Source organism: Gottschalkia acidurici 9a, from assembly GCF_000299355.1.
Taxonomy (GTDB): Bacteria; Bacillota; Clostridia; order Tissierellales; family Gottschalkiaceae; genus Gottschalkia; species Gottschalkia acidurici.
Window position 1 is genome coordinate 934,534 of sequence record NC_018664.1, and the last position, 19,477, is coordinate 954,010.

18 protein-coding genes are annotated in these 19,477 nt (G+C 29.2%); 13 read left to right on the plus strand and 5 right to left on the minus strand.

Annotation, left to right across the window (positions count from 1 at the left end; translation table 11 throughout):
• Positions 1–55 precede the first annotated feature (55 nt).
• From CURI_RS04165 to CURI_RS04190, 5 genes are all read left to right on the plus strand, one after another.
• Entirely contained in the window at positions 56–409 is a 354-nt protein-coding gene (locus CURI_RS04165) for a zinc ribbon domain-containing protein (protein ID WP_014967034.1), read from the plus strand.
• An 18-nt stretch (positions 410–427) separates the two neighbouring features.
• A complete protein-coding gene (locus CURI_RS04170; RefSeq protein ID WP_051003968.1) occupies positions 428–1,087 on the plus strand; it encodes a protein kinase family protein in 660 nt (219 codons plus the stop codon).
• 126 nt (positions 1,088–1,213) lie between these two features.
• Complete coding sequence (locus tag CURI_RS14945; protein ID WP_051003969.1) at positions 1,214–2,095, plus strand: YncE family protein; 882 nt, start codon at positions 1,214–1,216, stop codon at positions 2,093–2,095.
• Between the two features lie 15 nt (positions 2,096–2,110).
• Positions 2,111–4,822, plus strand: coding sequence for a calcium-translocating P-type ATPase, PMCA-type (locus CURI_RS04185; protein WP_014967037.1), 2,712 nt, complete (start codon positions 2,111–2,113; stop codon positions 4,820–4,822).
• On the plus strand, positions 4,819–7,503 hold the full coding sequence (locus CURI_RS04190; RefSeq protein WP_014967038.1) for a calcium-translocating P-type ATPase, PMCA-type: 2,685 nt from the start codon (positions 4,819–4,821) through the stop codon (positions 7,501–7,503). The genes CURI_RS04185 and CURI_RS04190 overlap by 4 nt, the downstream gene beginning before the upstream one ends.
• A 58-nt stretch (positions 7,504–7,561) precedes the next feature.
• Here the strand turns inward: CURI_RS04190 and CURI_RS04195 are convergent, their stop codons facing one another.
• The 4 genes from CURI_RS04195 to CURI_RS04210 form a co-directional block, all read right to left on the minus strand.
• Entirely contained in the window at positions 7,562–8,098 is a 537-nt protein-coding gene (locus CURI_RS04195; RefSeq protein WP_014967039.1) for a DUF4364 family protein, read from the minus strand.
• Between the two features lie 169 nt (positions 8,099–8,267).
• On the minus strand, positions 8,268–8,480 hold the full coding sequence (locus CURI_RS04200) for an alpha/beta-type small acid-soluble spore protein (protein ID WP_014967040.1): 213 nt from the start codon (positions 8,478–8,480) through the stop codon (positions 8,268–8,270).
• 141 nt (positions 8,481–8,621) lie between these two features.
• Positions 8,622–9,566, minus strand: coding sequence for a Na/Pi cotransporter family protein (locus CURI_RS04205; protein WP_014967041.1), 945 nt, complete (start codon positions 9,564–9,566; stop codon positions 8,622–8,624).
• Positions 9,567–9,641: 75 nt separating this feature from the next.
• Positions 9,642–10,532 (minus strand): phosphatidylserine decarboxylase, encoded by an 891-nt coding sequence (locus CURI_RS04210; protein WP_014967042.1) that lies wholly within the window; start codon positions 10,530–10,532, stop codon positions 9,642–9,644.
• 230 nt (positions 10,533–10,762) lie between these two features.
• Here CURI_RS04210 and CURI_RS04215 point away from each other — a divergent pair, with 230 nt between their 5' ends.
• Complete coding sequence (locus CURI_RS04215; protein WP_014967043.1) at positions 10,763–11,533, plus strand: polysaccharide deacetylase family protein; 771 nt, start codon at positions 10,763–10,765, stop codon at positions 11,531–11,533.
• A gap of 77 nt (positions 11,534–11,610) precedes the next feature.
• Here CURI_RS04215 and CURI_RS04220 read toward each other — a convergent pair whose 3' ends face one another.
• Positions 11,611–11,841, minus strand: a complete 231-nt coding sequence (locus tag CURI_RS04220) for a hypothetical protein (protein ID WP_014967044.1) — start codon at positions 11,839–11,841, stop codon at positions 11,611–11,613.
• Between the two features lie 108 nt (positions 11,842–11,949).
• Here CURI_RS04220 and CURI_RS04225 point away from each other — a divergent pair, with 108 nt between their 5' ends.
• The 7 genes from CURI_RS04225 (at position 11,950) to CURI_RS04250 (ending at position 19,471) form a co-directional block, all read left to right on the plus strand.
• On the plus strand, positions 11,950–13,125 hold the full coding sequence (locus CURI_RS04225; RefSeq protein WP_014967045.1) for a Mur ligase family protein: 1,176 nt from the start codon (positions 11,950–11,952) through the stop codon (positions 13,123–13,125).
• A gap of 113 nt (positions 13,126–13,238) precedes the next feature.
• Positions 13,239–13,928, plus strand: coding sequence for a single-stranded DNA-binding protein (locus CURI_RS04230; protein WP_041701531.1), 690 nt, complete (start codon positions 13,239–13,241; stop codon positions 13,926–13,928).
• A gap of 335 nt (positions 13,929–14,263) precedes the next feature.
• Positions 14,264–15,484 (plus strand): amidohydrolase, encoded by a 1,221-nt coding sequence (locus tag CURI_RS04235; protein WP_014967047.1) that lies wholly within the window; start codon positions 14,264–14,266, stop codon positions 15,482–15,484.
• Between the two features lie 382 nt (positions 15,485–15,866).
• Positions 15,867–16,004 (plus strand): hypothetical protein, encoded by a 138-nt coding sequence (locus CURI_RS15765; protein WP_187287420.1) that lies wholly within the window; start codon positions 15,867–15,869, stop codon positions 16,002–16,004.
• Positions 15,997–16,911 carry a CPBP family intramembrane glutamic endopeptidase gene (locus CURI_RS04240; RefSeq protein ID WP_014967048.1) on the plus strand — a complete coding sequence of 305 codons (915 nt, stop codon included), beginning with the start codon at positions 15,997–15,999 and terminating at the stop codon, positions 16,909–16,911. Before CURI_RS15765 ends, CURI_RS04240 begins: the two co-directional genes overlap by 8 nt.
• Positions 16,912–17,049: 138 nt before the next feature.
• A complete protein-coding gene (locus tag CURI_RS04245) occupies positions 17,050–19,011 on the plus strand; it encodes a chemotaxis protein CheA (RefSeq protein ID WP_041701532.1) in 1,962 nt (653 codons plus the stop codon).
• A gap of 1 nt (position 19,012) precedes the next feature.
• The gene (locus CURI_RS04250; RefSeq protein WP_014967050.1) at positions 19,013–19,471 is read left to right on the plus strand and encodes a chemotaxis protein CheW; all 459 of its coding nucleotides are present in this window, start codon (positions 19,013–19,015) and stop codon (positions 19,469–19,471) included.
• Positions 19,472–19,477 lie beyond the last annotated feature (6 nt).

Genomic DNA, 19,477 nt, shown 5'->3' on the forward strand with positions numbered 1-19,477 from the left:
TTTAGTATAGAATAAGAATATTATTATATTTTATGCTGAAAGGGAGGATTTAATCATGGGTTTTTTTTCCAGATCATCATCTGACAAACACAAATATAAGCATGGACATTATGGAAGTAAACACTACAAGAAAAAGGGATTGATAGACAATATATTTAATATTTTGAATTCTAGTAGTAGATCTCATAGAAAGTATAGGGAACATAATAAATATTTTGGTGAATCATTTCATAAACAAAATACAAATGGATCAATAATATGTTCAAGATGTAAAACTCCAAATTCTCATGAAGCAAAGTTTTGTAATAGTTGTGGAGAAAAGATGATAAGTAGACAGTATTGTCCTAATTGTGGTAAAGATATCTCTCCGAATGATAGTTTTTGTTCAAGTTGTGGTAAAAAAGTTTGAGTTTTAAGCAACTATGAAATATTAAATAAGATTGGTGAAGGTAGATATGGGGTATGCTTTTTAGCTAAATTAAAAGGAGAAAGGGTTGTAGTTAAAAAAAATAAGACTAACTTTTTTAAGCGATACTATGAAAAGAATAAATTTGAGCCTATTATTCTTTCAAGACTAGATCATAAATCTATCCCTAAACTAATTGATATAATCGATGAAAAAAGTTTTAAGGGTATAGTGATAGAAGAAAAGACAGGATATACGGTTGAACATATGCTTTTTAAACAAAAATATAGTTTTTCAAAAAAAGAGATTTATAATATTGGAAAACAGCTTATACAAATAATAAATTATCTTCATAAGAACAATATAGTCCATAGAGATATTAGAATACCGAATATTATCGTAAATGAAGGTACAGTTTCACTTATTGATTTTGGTCTAGCAAGATTTATAGATAATAAAATATACACAAGAGACATTGACTTTTCATACTTAGGAGACTTATTATTATACTTATTATATTCTTCAATAGAAGTAAAAGAAGATAAAAAAATCCCTTGGTATGATGAGCTACCCATATCTAATGACGAAAAGCTTTTTTTGAAAAAGCTACTGAGATTAGAAGAACCATATAAAACTATTGAAAAAATAGAATATGATTTTTTGAATTTATATAAAATTTAAAATAATGATTAAATATTATGCTAAGTGTAAACTCTATGTTTACACTTTTTTTAGTTTTTAGCTAATCACCTAAAAATGTACTATGCATAAACTAAACGTATGACGAGAAGTGCGGAGGTGATGCTGTTGGAGGAGTGCAAAAACAAGTTGATAGTGGCTAATACGGGGAGTAACTCTATATCTATTATAGATATAGAAAAAGATGAAAAAGTTGAAGAAATGTATATAGGGGAAGAAAATGTAGGGCCTCATGAGCTAGTAAACAAAGACGACGAAAGAGTATATCTAGTAAATTCTTATAACAATAGTATATATAAAATAAATATTGAAAAAAAGGAGATAGAGGATATAGTATTTGTGGGAAGATACCCTACACACATTGAAACTATAAATGGAAGTATGTATGTTGTATGTAGTGACTCCAATGTGGTAACTATAGTAGATGAGAAAAATTTTAGTGTCATAGGCAGTATATCTGTTGGGGAAAAGCCACACGATATAAAAATAGAGAGTAACAATAAAAAAATATTTATTACTAATCATAATGGGTACAGTATAAATACTATAGATTTGGAAAGAAATATAGAAGCAAAGATTACTCTAGACTGTAATCCATTTCACTTAGCTATAATTGATGGACTTATGTTCGTACTCTGCCATGGAAATAAAAATAGTCAAATAAAAGTAATAGATTTAGACGATGAAATATTAGAAAAAAGCATAGAAATAGATGGAATAGTTGTAGATATGGTAAAGATAGACGGAGAGGACATAATATATGTCACTAATGCTGAAAATGGATGTTTATATAAAGTAGATTATAATAAAGAAGTTATATTAGAAAAATATATAATAGGGGGTATGCTTAATAATATAGTATGCAGTGGAGATCGATTATATATCTCAGATACATTAAATAATATGATAATAGTATTTAAATATGACTCAGAAGAAATAACTTCTAAAATTAGTGTAGGGTTAGAGCCAAGTGGTTTACTTTTACGATGAAAGGTGAGTGATAAAATGTCTTGGTATGAAAAAGATATAGAAGAACTATCTAGTGAGCTAAATGTAGATATTAGTGTTGGATTAAGTGAAGAAGAAGTAAAACTAAGAAAAGAAAAATATGGAGAAAACATATTAAAAGAAGGAAAGCGAAAGTCTATAATAAGTATGTTTTTTAGTCAATTCAAGGACTTTATGGTAATAATACTTCTGATAGCGTCAATAGTATCAGGATTATTAGGTGAAATAAGTGATACAGTAATAATTCTTCTAGTAGTATTACTAAACGCGCTCTTGGGGGTAATACAAGAAAACAAAGCAGAAAAATCTTTAGAAGCACTTAAAAGTTTATCAAGTCCAATAGCTAAAGTAATAAGGAATGGAAAAAGATTAGAAGTGAAATCATCTGAACTAGTTCCGGGAGACATAATACTACTAGAGGCTGGTGACTTTGTTCCAGCTGATGGAGTATTATTTGAAAGTGCAAGCTTAATGATAGAAGAGTCAGCTTTAACAGGTGAATCTGTACCTGTAGAAAAGCAGATTAATATACCAGAGGGTGAAAATATACCTCTTGGAGATAGAAAGAACTATGTTTTCACATCGAGCTTAGTAACTAATGGTAGAGGAAAAGTTATAGTAACAGAAACGGGAATGAATACAGAGATAGGTAAGATAGCAGGTATGCTTCAAAATCAAGAAGATATGAAAACGCCACTACAAGAGAAGCTAGATGAACTAGGAAAAATGCTGGGGATAGGTGCATTAGGAATATGCGTAGTAATATTTATAATAGGATATTTACAAGGAACTCCCCTACTAGAAATGTTCATGACATCAGTATCGTTAGCCGTAGCAGCAATTCCAGAGGGATTACCAGCAATAGTGACAGTAGTATTATCTATAGGCGTTCAAAGAATGATAAGTAAAAATGCAATAATAAGAAAACTACCAGCAGTAGAAACATTAGGAACTGCATCAGTGATATGTTCAGATAAAACTGGAACACTTACACAAAATAAAATGACAGTAACAAAATTATATACTTATGGCAATCTTGAGAATATAGAAGATATAAATATTTCAAATAAAGATACAGAATTAGCTTTAAAAATAGGGTTACTGTGTAACGACTCAGTAATAGAAACTAGTAAAGAATCTGAAGGTGGTTTAGGAGATCCAACTGAAATTGCATTAGTTGTTTCAGCGAGTCGTCATGGAATGGATAAAACAAATGAAGAAAAAAAATTAGAAAGAGTTGAAGAAATACCATTTGATTCAGATCGAAAACTTATGACTACAGTACATAAAGACAATGATGGATATAAAGTATTCACTAAGGGAGCACTAGATGTCTTACTAGAAAGATGTAAAAGTATACTTATAGATAGTGAGATAAAAGATTTAACTGAAGAAATAAAAGAAGATATAAGAAAAGTAAATCATGAAATGTCAGAAGAAGCACTTAGAGTAATTGCATTAGCATATAAGGAAGAGAGTAAAATACCAGCTGAAATGACATCAGAGAAGGTGGAAAATGATTTAATATTTGTAGGAATGGAAGGCATGATAGATCCTCCAAGAGAAGAAGCAAAAGTAGCTGTAGAAAAGTGCAAAATGGCAGGTATAAAACCAGTAATGATAACAGGGGATCATAAGATAACTGCAATGGCTATAGCTAAAGAATTAGGAATACTAGAGAATCAAGTAGAAGCAATAGAAGGAAAAGAAATCGAAAATATGTCAGATGAAGATCTTAATAAAAATGTAGAAAAATACTCTGTATATGCAAGAGTATCTCCAGAGCATAAGGTAAGAATAGTGAGCGCATGGCAGAATAACGGAAAGGTAGTGGCAATGACAGGTGATGGAGTAAATGATGCTCCAGCATTAAAAAAGGCAAATATAGGATGTGCAATGGGGATAACAGGAACAGATGTATCTAAACAAGCTGCGGATATGATATTAACAGACGATAACTTTGCAACTATAGTTTCAGCAGTAGAAGAAGGAAGAAGTATATTTGATAATATAAAAAAATCAATTCACTTTTTATTATCTTGTAATATAGGTGAAGTAGTAGCTCTTTTTATAGCAGTAGTATTAGGAATGCCAATACCGTTGCTACCAATACACATACTATGGGTAAATCTAGTGACAGATAGCCTACCAGCACTAGCGCTAGGAATGGATCCGGCAGAGCCAGATATAATGAAGAGAAAACCAAGAGATCCTAAGAAAAGTATATTTGCGGGTGGACTTTGGACTACAATAATAGTACAAGGTGTAATAATAGGAGTAATAACATTAATATCATTTAATGTAGGTAGAAGAACTAGTATAGAGTTAGGAAGAACAATGGCTTTTATAACTCTTAGCTTATCACAAATAGTCCATACACTTAATGTAAGATCAATAGATAAATCTATATTCAAAATGGGATTATTTTCAAATAAGTATCTAGTAGGGGCTGATTTGTTATCAATACTTTCAGTATCTATAATAATTATTATACCAAAGTTAAGAGAGGTGTTTAAGTTAACTACAATAAGTGGTACACAGCTATTAGACATAATAGGACTTACATTAACTCCATTAATTGTAGTAGAAATTGTAAAGTTATTTAAAAGAAAAATAAAAAATAGGAATTATTTTAGTTCTCTCACATATAAATTTATAGAAAGCCAAAGACAAGCTATAACAGATAAAGAAAGTGAGGGAACTAAATGAGTAAAAAACTATGGTTTAAAAAGAACAGAGAAGAGCTAGAAAGTGAATTAGGAGTAAGTATGGAACAAGGACTTTCTGAAGAAGAAGTCTTAAAGAGGCGAGAAGAATATGGAGAGAATGTATTAGTCTCGGCTAAGAGAAATGGCATAATCAGTATGTTTATAAATCAGTTTAAAGACTTTATGGTAATCATATTGATTATAGCATCTATAATATCAGGCTTCTTAGGAGAAATAGGAGATACAGCTATAATAATGTTAGTAGTACTTCTAAACGCATTATTAGGAGTAATACAAGAAAATAAAGCAGAAAAATCATTAGAAGCCCTGAAAAAGTTATCTAGTCCAATAGCCACAGTAAAAAGAGATGGAAGAAGATTAGAAGTTAGATCAGAAGAATTAGTACCTGGAGACATAGTACTTTTAGAATCGGGAGACTTTGTCCCAGCGGATGGAGTATTATTTGAAAGTATAGGTTTAATGATAGAAGAATCAGCCCTTACAGGAGAATCGGTGCCAGTAGAAAAAGAAACAAAAATACCAGCTGGAGAAGAAATACCTCTCGGGGATAGAAAAAACTGTGTATTTACATCAAGTTTAGTAACTAAAGGTAGAGGAAAATTTGTAGTAACAGAAACAGGTATGAGTACAGAAATAGGAATGATAGCAGGATTACTTGAAAATCAGAAGGAAGTAAGAACACCACTGCAAGAAAAGCTAGATGAACTCGGAAAAGTATTAGGAATTGGAGCATTAGGAATATGTGCAGTAATATTTATAATGGGATATTTGCAAGGAAGACCATTGCTTCAAATGTTTATGACATCAGTATCATTAGCTGTGGCAGCAATCCCGGAGGGACTACCTGCAATAGTGACAATAGTTCTTTCTATAGGTGTTCAAAAAATGATAGGTAAAAATGCAATAATAAGAAAACTACCAGCAGTGGAAACACTAGGAACTGCATCGGTGATATGCTCAGATAAAACTGGAACACTTACACAAAACAAAATGGAAGTAACACAAGTATATACTTATAGACAATTAAAAGATATAGATGAAGTAAATCTTTCAAATAAAAGTGAGAAACTAGCACTAAAAATAGGAGTATTATGTAATGATTCTGAGATAGATATAGTATTTGGTGAGGAAAATGGAATAGGAGATCCAACTGAAATAGCGTTAGTATCGTCAGGACGAAAACTTAATATAAATAAAAAAGAAGAGGAACAAAAATTAGAAAGAGTAGGGGAAATACCATTTGACTCTAATAGAAAGCTCATGACAACAGTTCATAGAGATGGACATAAATATAAAGTTTTTACAAAAGGTGCGTTAGACTTTTTAATGGACAAGTGTAAAAAGGTTCTTATAGATGGAAGAGAGCAGATACTTACAGATAGTATAAAAGAAGAGATAAGGAAAGTAAACTATGAAATGTCTTCAAAAGCTTTAAGAGTAATAGGATTTGCATATAGAAATGAAAACCAAATGCCAAACAAAATTACACCTGAAGTAATAGAAAAAGACTTGGTGTTTGTAGGAATGCAAGGTATGATAGATCCACCAAGAGAAGAAGCAAAAGTAGCAGTAAGTACATGTAAAGTAGCAGGTATACAGCCAGTTATGATAACAGGAGATCATAAAATAACAGCAATAGCTATAGCGAAACAATTAGGAATATTAAAAAATGAAAATGAAGCTATAGAAGGAAAAGAAATCGAGAATATGTCAGATGCAGACTTAACTAAGAATATAGAGAAATATTCAGTATATGCAAGAGTATCTCCAGAACATAAGGTAAGGATAGTAAGTGCATGGCAGAAAAAAGGGAAAGTAGTAGCGATGACAGGTGATGGAGTAAATGATGCCCCAGCATTGAAAAGAGCCAATATAGGTTGTGCTATGGGAATAGCAGGAACAGATGTATCTAAACAAGCTGCAGATATGATATTAACAGACGATAACTTTGCAACGATAGTATCAGCCATAGAAGAAGGAAGACATATATTTGATAATATAAAAAAATCAATTCACTTTTTATTATCTTGCAACATAGGTGAAATAGTAGCTCTTTTTATAGCAGTAGTATTAGGAGCACCATTACCATTATTGCCAATACACATACTATGGGTAAATCTAGTGACAGATAGCTTACCAGCCCTAGCACTAGGTTTAGATCCAGCAGAACCAGATATAATGAAGAGAAAGCCTAGAGATCCTAAGAAAAGTATGTTCACTAATGGATTAGGGTTTACACTGATAGTACAAGGAATTATGATAGGTTTACTAACAAAGATAGCATTCCAATTTGGTATGATGCAAAATTTAGCTGTAGGAAGAACTATGGCTTTATGTACACTATGTTTTTCTCAACTAGCACACTCATTTAATGTAAGATCATCAGATAAGTCTATATTTAAGATTGGAATAGCTTCAAATAAATACTTAATTAAGGCTAATATATGTTCTGCATTACTAGTGATATCAGTAACGGTTATTCCTGCACTTAGAGATATATTTAAACTATCTAAGCTAGGATTTATGAATTGGATCACAATTATATTACTTTCACTAGTACCACTAATTATAGTTGAGTTCTCAAAGCTATTTAAAGATGAAGAGACTAAAGAACCTAATTATAAGTATTCTTACAAAATAAAATCAACAGATGCTAAGTAATAAAAATAAGCTTGCTAGAAAATAACAGTTAATCTAGCAAGCTTATTTTGCTCTTGAATTATTCTTGAATAAGTAAATCAACTACTTTTTTATAAATATCATGAGGATTCTCTTTCCAATTATTACATATTAGCTTAGCTTGTTTACTAGAAACTACACTTAAAGATAGATTCAGTAAAACCATATCTTTTTCAACTGCCCTTAGATTAACTATATACTCTGAATCACTTTTCTTAAAATAGTGTCCTATAACTTGAGTTTCTTTAATCATTTCTATCTTTTTATCTTCATGTTTTCTATCTACTTCATCTTTTAAATGTTGTGGTATTCTATCATTAAAATAAACTAAAGTATCTTTTCCTGCCTTAGAAAGATGATAATACTCACTTCCATCTTTCGTTGAAAATTCCACAAACTTAGAGTTAACTAGTTCGCTTAGAAATTGTTGAACCATAAAATAGTTCATATAATTGTTTTCTAATATAAACTGTGTAATCTCTGAATTAGTCATAGGTATATCGACTTTTTCTAATATGTATAAAATAAGCAACTTATACTGGACTAACTCATTAGTATCTTCAGTAAACAAAATCATCACCTTCTTTAAAGATATATTTAGATTATATCATATAAAAAAAGATAAGTGGAAGTTTTCCACTTATCTTTATAGTTATCCTAGCATTTAATAATTTATATAAATTATTAAGTGCTAGGATAGGTTTAGTAACAATTTAAGTTAAAGATTATTTAGATAAATATTTAAACTATTTACCAGCTAATGATCTTTGAGCTTGTTCTACTAATCTTTTAGTAATATATCCACCAACATATCCATTTTGTCTAGAAGATAGATTACCTTTATCTATAGAATCGTAATTGCTTAGTCCTAATTCACTAGCAATCTCTAATTTTAATTGATCTAATGCTTGACGAGCTTCAGGAACTACTATTCTGTTTGAAGATCTGTTGTTAGCCATTTATATTACCTCCAGTATAATTTTATAATTTTTTTACAATAACTACTGTGAGCTATTGTAATATTAATATAACCGGATAGCAAAAATAATACTCTGGTAAAATAATGAATATGGTATAAAGCATAGAGTTATTGGTTATAATTAGAATCTTAAAAACAGGACTAAGTTATTTAATAATTTTTTTGAGATATCAGCTAAAATATTGGAAAAAGGAAGTAGCAAAATAGTTGACAAAACATTAAATAAAGTATGAGCATTAGCAATTTGTCTTGATATATTGTCAGGAGATAAATAAGTAACTGTAGCATATATGTAGTCGGTTAAAAATAAAAATATTAAAGCACCGGATAAATTAAATAAAACTTGAACGAGAGCAGCTTGTTTTCCAGATTTGTTAGTGGCAAGACTTCCAATTACGGTATCTAAGCAAGTTCCAACATTCTGTCCTAAGATAATTGGAATAGCAGCTTTTACAGAAACTATGCTACTAGAAGCCATAACTTGTAAAATAGTGATACCAGTAGTGGTACTCTGTATTATAGCAGTTAAAAGAATACCGCCAGAGAACGATAAAATTTTGTTTTTACTTATAAAAGCTATAAAATTAAAAAACGTTTCACTTCCTTTTAATGGAGTTATAGCGGTTGAAACCATATCTAAACCTAAAAAAATTAGTGAAACACTTATTATCAACTTTGAAATTATATTAAATTTAGTTTTTCTAAATATGATAAATAAAAAAGCACTAACAAATAAAATAATCTCAATAGGAATATTAAAGTTAAAAGCTACAAGCTGAGAAGTGATTGTGGTGCCTATATTTGCCCCCATTATTATTGGAACAGCATTATAAAGACTTAGCATATTACTATGAACTAAACCTACTACTATAAGAGTAGTGGCGCTACTGCTTTGAAGTATAGAAGTTATAATAATGCCACTAAAAACACTTAAAACTTTATTTGAAGTAAATTTATCTATTTTATATTTAAATTTATTTGATACTAAGCCTTTAAAGCTGCTAGACATAAACTTTATTCCTAGCAGAAATAACAGTAAACCTAATACTCCACTTATAACAAACAAGAAACTTCCTCCTAACTATGCAATATATTTTAAATAATATATATGCAGATAAAAAGAAAGAAAGAAGTTTATATATTACTTTTCCCCTATTTGTTCTCCCATATTAACTTTAGTTTCAAATCCATTAATTGTATTGTAAATAATATCCTTGTCTATTTTTAGAGAATCTTTTTTGAAAAACAAAATAACTGTAGATCCACCAAATTTAAAATAGCCTTTTTCGGATCCTTTTTCTACATGAACTTTGGGTTCATAAGTTTGGATTATACTTCCAACACAAGTTGCTCCAACTTCCATCATAATAATTTCATCAAAATTATCAGATTTAAATATAGAAAACTCCCTTTTGTTTTGGCAATATATATTAGCAATGTTTCTTAATGAAATAGGATTTACAGAATAAAAAAGACCTTTAATTTTCTTAGTTTCGCTTGGTACACCGCTATCTGGAAAATGAAACCTATGATAGTCTGAAGGTGATAGCCTAATAACCAAACAAGTACCACCAGTATAATTATTTGATAAATCTTGGTCGTTAATTAAATCTTTTAAGCTATAAGACATTCCTTTTACTTGAATAATATTATTTATATCTATATTTTCATAAGCTAAAATCTTCCCATCAGCTGGTGATATCAAAATATTGTTACTACTACATATAGGTCTAGATTCGCTTTTTAATTCTCTAGTGAAAAAGTCATTGAAGTTTTTGTAGTCAGATGTATTATCTATTTTAGCTTCATCTATATTTATATTCAATTCTGATATAAATTTATCTATTTTTCTTCTACTGTATGATAAATCCTGTAACTTTCCATAAAACGAAGAAAAAAGTTTCTTTTTTACAATAAGCTCTAATATATTAAGACCGGTATTTGTTTCATATAACCAAGTTAATAATTTTGAACCAGCCACTATTTCCTTTTTCTTCTCTCCTGTTTTTCTATCAATATAATAAATATCCATTTAAAACACATCCTCAAGAACTATTTTAATTCTACCCCTTATCTAATATAACTCATAAACGATAAAAAGCATAAAGAATTTTAATAAATTTCCTTAATCAAAAGTAATTATATTAAGCCACTAAATATTTAGAAGAATTGAATTAAGATATCCACTTAATACTTTTGTAATATTTTACACATATAAATAATATAATATATTGTCATGATTTTAAAAAGGGGGATAAAATTTTGAAAATATATTTAATAAATAGAAAAACTATATTAAAAATGGCAGTAGTACTGTTAGTTTTAGGCGTTTCTATAATAGGAACTAATGAGTTTAATATAAATATAGAATCTGTATTTAATCCTAACAAGGAACTGCCCATATACTATGTAGACAGTAAAGAAAAGAAAGTCTCAATAAGTTTTGATGCAGCATGGGGTACGGAACATACTGAGGCTATACTAGATATACTTGATAAATACAATGTTAAGACTACTTTTTTTCTAGTGGACTTTTGGGTAACCAAACATCCTGATATGGTAAAAGAGATAGATCGTAGAGGGCATGAAGTGGCAAACCACTCGACAACACATCCCAAAATGTCTGAGTTATCAAAAGAAGATATGATAAAAGAAATTAAAACAACTGAGGAAAGTATAGAAAAAATAATCGGAAAAAAAACAACATTATTCAGACCGCCTTTTGGAGACTATAACGATAGTCTAATACAAACTTCTAGAGAAATTAATTATCATGTAATACAATGGGATGTTGATTCACTAGATTGGAAAGAGATGGGAGCACAACCTGTAGTAGATAGGGTTACTAGAAATGTAAAGAATGGGTCTATAGTTTTGTTCCATAATAATGCAAAGTATGTACAAGAGTATCTTCCATTAGTAATTGATAAGCTGCAAAAGGATGGATATGAAATAGTTCCTATATCAGAACTTATATATAAAGAAAACTATCGAATGGAAAGTGACGGTAAACAAGTTCAAAATAAAAAATAATTAAAAGAAGCACCATCAAAGTTATTGAAATTCAATAATCTTGATGGTGCTCTAATGTTTTATAGAAAATTTTTAAACTAAGATCTACCTAAACGATAGTCGCTATTACTTCTACCTTTTTTAGATTTAGATGCGGTGCTTGATTTAAAACTTGACTCTATATCAGAAGATTCATTAGTAATAACTTTTGTCGCAAAATTATCTTGATCAATAAAACTTGTTTCCATTTCTTTTGCTAATTCTTCTTTATACTCTCTATTAATACTTTTATTAGTTAATGAATTTTTAATTTTTGAACTTTTTTTCACAATTTATCACCTCAATAGTATTATTAGCAGAATTAAATAATTTATTAATACAAATAATAGTAGGAGAACAATATCTTAAATCATTTTAATTAAAGGAGAAATAGGATTATGAAAAATGAATCTAATGTCTATAGAAAACTAGATAGTACAAAGATAATCGGAATAATAGGAAGTGATGACAAAATTATAACGGCATATATTCTTGAGGAGATATTAAGAAATGCAGGATATAGAACTGGACTAATAAGTAAATCAAATATATTAGTTGATGGTAAAAACTATATTATCAGTGAAAGAGATAGAGAACAATTTAAAATAAATAACATAGTAAAAAATATGAAGCATGAAAATATAGATGTAATTATAATAGAAATTCAATCATCACAAATAAAAGCACTATGTGAAGAAAATTTAGAAATAGATATTTTGATTCATACAAATACAATGTTAGATGAATATAAAAATGACAGATATCTAGAAGATAAAATTAAATTAATCAGTTCTCTAGAAGATAGTAAAATAGCAATAATAAATATAGATGATGATAACTCCATAAGGTTAATTGAAAAAAATAAAGATATAATAGTTATAAGCTATGGACTTAACGGAAAATCGAGTATAACAGCTTCAAGTTTATCATTGGATAAAGTAAGTAAATTTAACCTATGTTTACAAAGAGGAATAACTACAGCATGTGGGAATAAAATTGATCCATTAGAGTTTCCTATATCTTCAAATTTATTGGGTAGAGATAGTATGTATAATACATTAGCAGCTATAGGTGCGTGTCTTTATCTTGATATAAGTTTAGATACTATATCTAGGACTCTTTTAAACACTGAAGGGATTCATAGGATGCTAAAAAAGATATATGATAAAGAATTTATAGTAATAGACTGTTTTGCTGATTCTCCATCTAATTATGAAAGTGCACTTTATACTATACAAAGCTTAGACTATAATAAGTTGATAATAGTAAACTCTATATCAGATGAGAAAAGCAAAGAAGTAAATGATAAAATAGCAAATATAATTATTGAATGGAAAGATATATTAAACTTGGAGATGGTACTATTTGCTTCTAATGAAGATAATGAGAAGACAGCAGATTACTATGGAAAAATGTTTAAAGACAATAATATAAAATGTAAAACATATAGAAGTCTAGAAGATAGCATAAAAGAGGGATTAAATAATATAAAATCAGATGATATATTTCTACTATTAGGTGGAAAAGACATGGATAATGGAAAAGAAATCATAAGACTACAGAAGTTAATATAGTCTTATGATTTTTTAAAATATAAAAGAAAATAATCATAATACTGAACTATTCTGAATAAAGATAATTGTATAATATCAAAAAACATAAGACTAGAAAGGGGAGTAAGGCTAAAATGGCTGATCAAGTAATTGATACAAATATGGTTTCACTAATAGGAAAAGTTGTAGGTGAAAAAGAATTTAGTCATGAAATGTATGGAGAAGGATTTTATACTTTTAACTTAGAGGTGTCTAGATTAAGTGACCAATCGGACATACTACCTATAACTGTATCAGAAAGACTTTTAATAGACAGTGAGCTAAAGGAAGGAGATCATATAGTAGTAGAAGGACAGTTACGATCGTACAACAGGTATATAAATGGGAAAAATAGACTTATATTAACTATATTTGCAAGAGAAGTATATTCTCCAAAAGATGATGAAGAGTTAAATGAGTTAATGAGAAAGCCAAATGAAATTTACCTAGATGGATTTATATGCAAGTCACCTATTTACAGAACTACGCCATTTGGAAGAGAAATAACAGACTTATTAATCGCCGTGAATAGACCATATAATAAATCAGATTACATACCGTCTATAGCTTGGGGAAGAAATGCAAGATTTTGTGAGAATTTAAAAGTAGGAGATCACATAAGAATCTGGGGAAGAATTCAAAGTAGAGATTATCAGAAGAAAAAAGAAGATGGAGAAGTGATAAGCAGAGTAGCTTTTGAAGTTTCAGTTTCTAAGCTAGAGTACTTAGCAGAAGATAATAACAGAGAAGGTAAAGAAGATGAAGTTGAGGAGTTAGAAGCATAAATATATAAAGATGAGTCGTAAGAATAGTATTAAATTAAAACTTTAATTAACTCTTTTCTATCTAGCAATATGTAAAAATATTGCTAGATCTTAACTTATACAATGGAATATATTAAATATTTAAAAATCACATTTCTATGTTTATTGTTTTTCATATAACAGTAAATATAAAAATGTGATTTTTATGTTTTTTCTAATATATGAAAAACGTATACAAATGAAATATAATTAATATTTTTTGTATATGTTTTTATGTGATATCATAACATAAAAGTTAAATAATATAACCAAAGATAAATAAAAAGTAACTTATGAGCGATTGAAAGGAGTAAAAAATGAGTAAAAAATTTTGGTTAAGTAATGTATTGTTAGAAAAAGGCTTTAAATATGATAGTAACAATAATATTATTGGTACAAGAGCAAATATTGAGAACCTACTAATTGACGACGGAAAAATTATAGATATTAGGGTAGATGAAATACCAAAGGATGGAACACCAGTAATAGATGCAAAAGGACTACTGGCTTTACCTTCCCTTATAGAGAAACATATTCATTTAGATAAAGGCCACTTTGGTGGTCCATGGAAAGCTAGTACACCATTTACAAGTGTTTTTGATAGAATTAAGGAAGAAGAAGGTTTTCTTCGAAGCTTTCTACCTTATACTAAAGAAAGAGCAGAGAAGCTCTTACATTTAATCACAAGCTACGGAGTAACTCATGCTAGTGTTCAGTGTAATGTGGATCCTGTTATAGGACTGAGTAATGTAGAAAAAGTTTCAGAAGCTTTAGAAAGCTATAAAGATAAGTTAACATATAAATTAACTGCATTTCCACAGCACGGGTTGCTGCGAAGTGATTCTATACCATTTATGAAAGAGGCTATGAGAAATGGTGTAGAAGTTGTAGGAGGATTAGATCCGGCAACTATTGACAATGATATTGAATCCTCTTTACAAAAAATGATGGATATTGCAGTAGAATTTAATGCTGATGTAGATATACATCTTCACGATAGAGGTTCATTAGGAGTGTATACTATTAAACGACTTGCTCAACTAGTAGAAGAAGCTAAATGGCAAGGAAGAGTTAATATCAGTCATGGATATTGTATGGGAGATATTACCTTAGAAGAGGTTAGTGAGTTAGCTGAAGTATTGACAGAGTTAGAAATAAGTTTAGCTACTACATCTCCAATAGATGTACCAGGTCCTCCAATTCCGCTGCTTTATGAAAAGGGAGTAAAAATATATATAATTAATGATAATATTAATGACCATTGGAGCCCTTTTGGAACTGGAGATCTTTTACAAAGAGCTAGTAGAATGGCAGAAAAGTTTGGATGGATTGATGAATATTCACTAACAAGAGCTATTGGATTTATTACAAATAGCAAGATACCTTTAGATAGAGAAGGAAAACGTAATTGGCCTCAAATTGGAGATGAAGCCAGTATGATCTTCATTAACAGTTCATGTTCAGCAGAGTCTATAGCTAGAGTACCAGAAAGAAGAACGGTTATGTTTAGAGGCTCTATTGTATCAGGAACTTTTTAGTCATAAAAGCCTTTTAATATAAAGAATGAATAGTTTTAAAAACGGTATTTCACTATGAATCTGTGAAATACCGTTTTTTTATACAAGTAATTTAAATTATGATGTCTAGATAAGGATATGAAAAATACGCTACATTGAATATTTGTATAAAAGTTAAGTTTTATTAATAAAAAAGTAAATTATCTTTAAGTTGAATAAAAGAAAAGTATTAAAGTAAGAGATAAAGGATATATAAATAAAAGAGAGATTAAGAGACATTGCTAAAAGTATGATTTCTTATTCACCGTGGAAGAATTAGACATAAAGTGGTATAATGATAATTATCACAAAATTTCATTATAGCAAAATAGTTGTTTAATATTAAAGAAAGGAGATATGCTACTTGAATAGCGACATAGTAATTATATTTATATTTTTCACTATACTAATAAGTATGCAATATTCACTAAATAAAATATTATACGAATTAAAAGATATAAAAAAGCTAATAGCTAGGAATCGAGGTAAATTAAATGAATAAAAAAGTTCCCTCAATATTAGAAGTGAACTATCTTTACTTAATACTAGCAATACTACTATTAACTGTAGGTGCATTCGCACAGTATAAGAATATTTATAGTGGTATATTTATAACTGAATATATTATAGTGCTTTTACCTGTAGTTATGTTAGTACTTGTTAAAAAATATGACTTTAAGAAAGTTTTTAGATTAAATAAAATCACTTTAAAGCAGATAATGTTGACAATACTTATAGTTATATTGTCGTATCCTATTGGAATGTTTTTTAACTACATAATGATAGTTATTATAAACATATTTGGAGAGATTCAGCCATCACCATTACCCATACCTGAAAATACTCCTGAATTTTTACTAGGGTTGTTTTTGTTTGCTATAACACCTGGAATATGTGAAGAAATGATGTTTAGGGGTATCATGATGAGCTCTTATGAAAAAAAGGGTTATATAAAGTCTATACTTTTCACAGGAATACTTTTCGGAATTTTCCACTTTAATATACAGAACTTTTTAGGGCCTACGTTCTTAGGAGTACTGTTTGGATATATGGTATATAAGACAAACTCCCTATATACAGGAATTGTAGCTCATACTGTGAACAATAGTATAGCTCTCATATTAACAAGGTTTGTACAAAGTCCAGAAGCACCACAAGGTGCATTGGAGACAGATCAGCTTATAACGGGTTTAATAGGTCTAGGACTATTCTCGTTATTTCTGCTAATGATAGTATATCTTCTATTAAGACAACTATCATCTAATGAACTAACTTTTGAATCTAATTCATATAACTATATTTATATGGAAAGTGAAAAAGTTACCGTAATGCACCTAGTTCCTATACTGGCTACTCTAATTATATTTACATTTGTAACCTATAACTACTTTCAATATATAATGAAGTAAATAAAAAATCATATATAGAATCAAAACATGTACAATTTGCATATTATATATAATGATGCAAATGTATAAAAAAGTAACTATTTTAAGTGCTTAGCATCTTGAGATAGTTACTTTTTTATTTTGTTAGGGGGGATTTTGTTGAGTGACAATATAGAGCGAGATCCAATGCTAGATATATATATAACTGAAATGCATCAGTTATTGGAACAAATAGAGAATCATATTATAAGTAGTGAAAAAGAAGGAGAATTTGAAAAGTCCGTTGATGAGATATTTAGAGCTATGCATACGATAAAAGGAAACTCTTCAATGATGCTTTTTAATAATATATCTACTATTGCACATGCTGTTGAAGATTTATTTGATTATATAAGAAAACAAAAACCTAAAGATATAGATATAAATTTATTAACAGACAAATTATTAGAAGTTATAGACTTTATAAAAAATGAAGTAGAAAAAATAGAAAGTGGAGAAGAAGCCGATGGAGATCCTAAAAGCTTTATTCAAGCTATAAGAGAATATCTTGAAGATATAAAAACAGGGAAAGGTCAAAAGTCTAATAAACTTTTAATAGACACATCTAAAAAGGAAAGTAATGTGTACAAGGTAAGGATACACTTTGAAGAAGGATGTGGAATGGAAAATATAAGGGCATATACTATTATACACAAAATGAAAGACTTCTCAGATATAGAGGAATTCATACCAGGAGATATAGTTGAGAATGAAGATAGTGCAAAGGAAATTATAAAAAAGGGATTTGAAATAACTTTTAATACTAGTGAGGACAAAACTTTTATTAAAGAATTTCTAAATAATAGTGCATTTTTAAAAGAATATCATCTAGAAGAAATAGTTGTAAAAGAGACACCACCAACAAAGAAAGAATTAAAGTTAAATAAGACTCAGGGTATTAAAGCTCAGAAAAGTATAAGTGTACAAGTAGAAAAACTAGATTTGCTTATGGACTTAATAGGAGAGTTAGTAATAGCTGAAGCTATGGTTACTAGAAATCCTGAGTTAGAAGGACTTGTATTAGATGATTTTTATAAGGCAACAAGTCAGCTGACAAGAATAACAAATAATCTTCAAGATGTTGTAATGTCAGTTAGAATGGTTCCACTTTCTTTAACTTTTCAAAAAATGAATAGAATAGTTAGAGATATGTCAAGAAAAGTAAATAAAGAAGTAGAATTAGAAATTATAGGTGAAGAAACAGAAGTAGATAAAAATATAATAGAACATATATCTGACCCAATAATGCATATAATCAGAAACTCATTAGATCATGGAATAGAGACTGGAGAAGAAAGATTGTCTAAGGGGAAAGGAAAAAAGGGAAAGATAACACTAGAAGCTCAAAACTCTGGAGGAGACGTCTATATAATCGTAAAAGATGATGGTAAGGGACTAGATAAAGATAAGATATTAAAAAAAGCAATTCAAAATGGATTAGTGGACAAGGAAACATCAAAACTTACTGATAAAGAGATATATTCACTTATACTGATGCCGGGGTTTTCTACGAAAGAAAGTGTAACCGAGCTATCGGGTAGGGGTGTGGGAATGGATGTAGTAGTTAAAAACATAGAAAAGGTAAAAGGAACTATATCTATAGATAGTCAAAGTAACGTAGGGACAACTATAACTATAAAGATTCCTCTTACTCTAGCAATAATAGATGGAATGATTATAGGTGTAGGAGATTCTAAATTTACGATACCAACTATATCTATAAAAGAATCCTTTAGACCAAAAGAAGATGAAATAATAATAGATCCAGATGGAAATGAAATGATTATGGTAAGAAATAAAAATTATCCTATATTAAGACTTCATGAGCTATTAAATATACCTGTAAATCAAGAAAGTACAAAGGAAGGAATATTAATAACTATAGAATCAGGATCTGAAACGGTATGTATCTTTGCGAACGAATTAATAGGAGAGCAACAAGTAGTCATAAAACCTCTACCAAAGTATATGGAACAAGTTAAAACTTTAGCAGGATGTACGCTACTAGGCGACGGAAGTATAAGCCTGATAATAGATATAAAAGGTTTAATAAGTAAATATGCAGGTGAGGAGGTAGGTTAATTTGATTAAAGAGGATACTCAGAAAGATAGATATCTTATATTCTCATTAGGCAAAGAAGACTATGGTATAGAAATAAAATATGTAATAGAAATAGTAGGAATACATCCTATAACAGTAATACCAGATACACCTGACTATATAAAAGGTGTAATAAATTTAAGAGGAAAGATAATACCTGTTATAGATGTAAGAAATAGATTTCTAAAAGAAGCTATAGACTATCATGATAGGACTTGCATAATAGTAGTAAATATGGAAGATGTGTCTGTAGGTCTTATAGTGGACAAAGTAGTGGAAGTATTAAACATACCTGAATATAATATATCAGAGCCACCAAAAGTATCAAAGCAATCATACCAAAGATATATAAAAGGAATTGGGAAAGTAGGAGACAAAATAAGGTTAATTTTAGATTTAGAAAACCTACTAAATAATGATAATTTTATATCGACTAAATAGAAATTA

What these genes read in the sequence shown, in the direction of transcription:
- CURI_RS04195 (WP_014967039.1), bottom strand. Translation starts at nt 8,098, where the DNA reads ATGATTTTGTTTACTGAAGATACTAATGAGTTAGTCCAGTATAAGTTG.
- CURI_RS04200 (WP_014967040.1), bottom strand. Translation starts at nt 8,480, where the DNA reads ATGGCTAACAACAGATCTTCAAACAGAATAGTAGTTCCTGAAGCTCGT.
- CURI_RS04230 (WP_041701531.1), top strand. Translation starts at nt 13,239, where the DNA reads ATGGCTGATCAAGTAATTGATACAAATATGGTTTCACTAATAGGAAAA.
- CURI_RS04210 (WP_014967042.1), bottom strand. Translation starts at nt 10,532, where the DNA reads ATGGATATTTATTATATTGATAGAAAAACAGGAGAGAAGAAAAAGGAA.
- CURI_RS04225 (WP_014967045.1), top strand. Translation starts at nt 11,950, where the DNA reads ATGAAAAATGAATCTAATGTCTATAGAAAACTAGATAGTACAAAGATA.
- CURI_RS04240 (WP_014967048.1), top strand. Translation starts at nt 15,997, where the DNA reads ATGAATAAAAAAGTTCCCTCAATATTAGAAGTGAACTATCTTTACTTA.
- CURI_RS04165 (WP_014967034.1), top strand. Translation starts at nt 56, where the DNA reads ATGGGTTTTTTTTCCAGATCATCATCTGACAAACACAAATATAAGCAT.
- CURI_RS04190 (WP_014967038.1), top strand. Translation starts at nt 4,819, where the DNA reads ATGAGTAAAAAACTATGGTTTAAAAAGAACAGAGAAGAGCTAGAAAGT.
- CURI_RS04235 (WP_014967047.1), top strand. Translation starts at nt 14,264, where the DNA reads ATGAGTAAAAAATTTTGGTTAAGTAATGTATTGTTAGAAAAAGGCTTT.
- CURI_RS04185 (WP_014967037.1), top strand. Translation starts at nt 2,111, where the DNA reads ATGTCTTGGTATGAAAAAGATATAGAAGAACTATCTAGTGAGCTAAAT.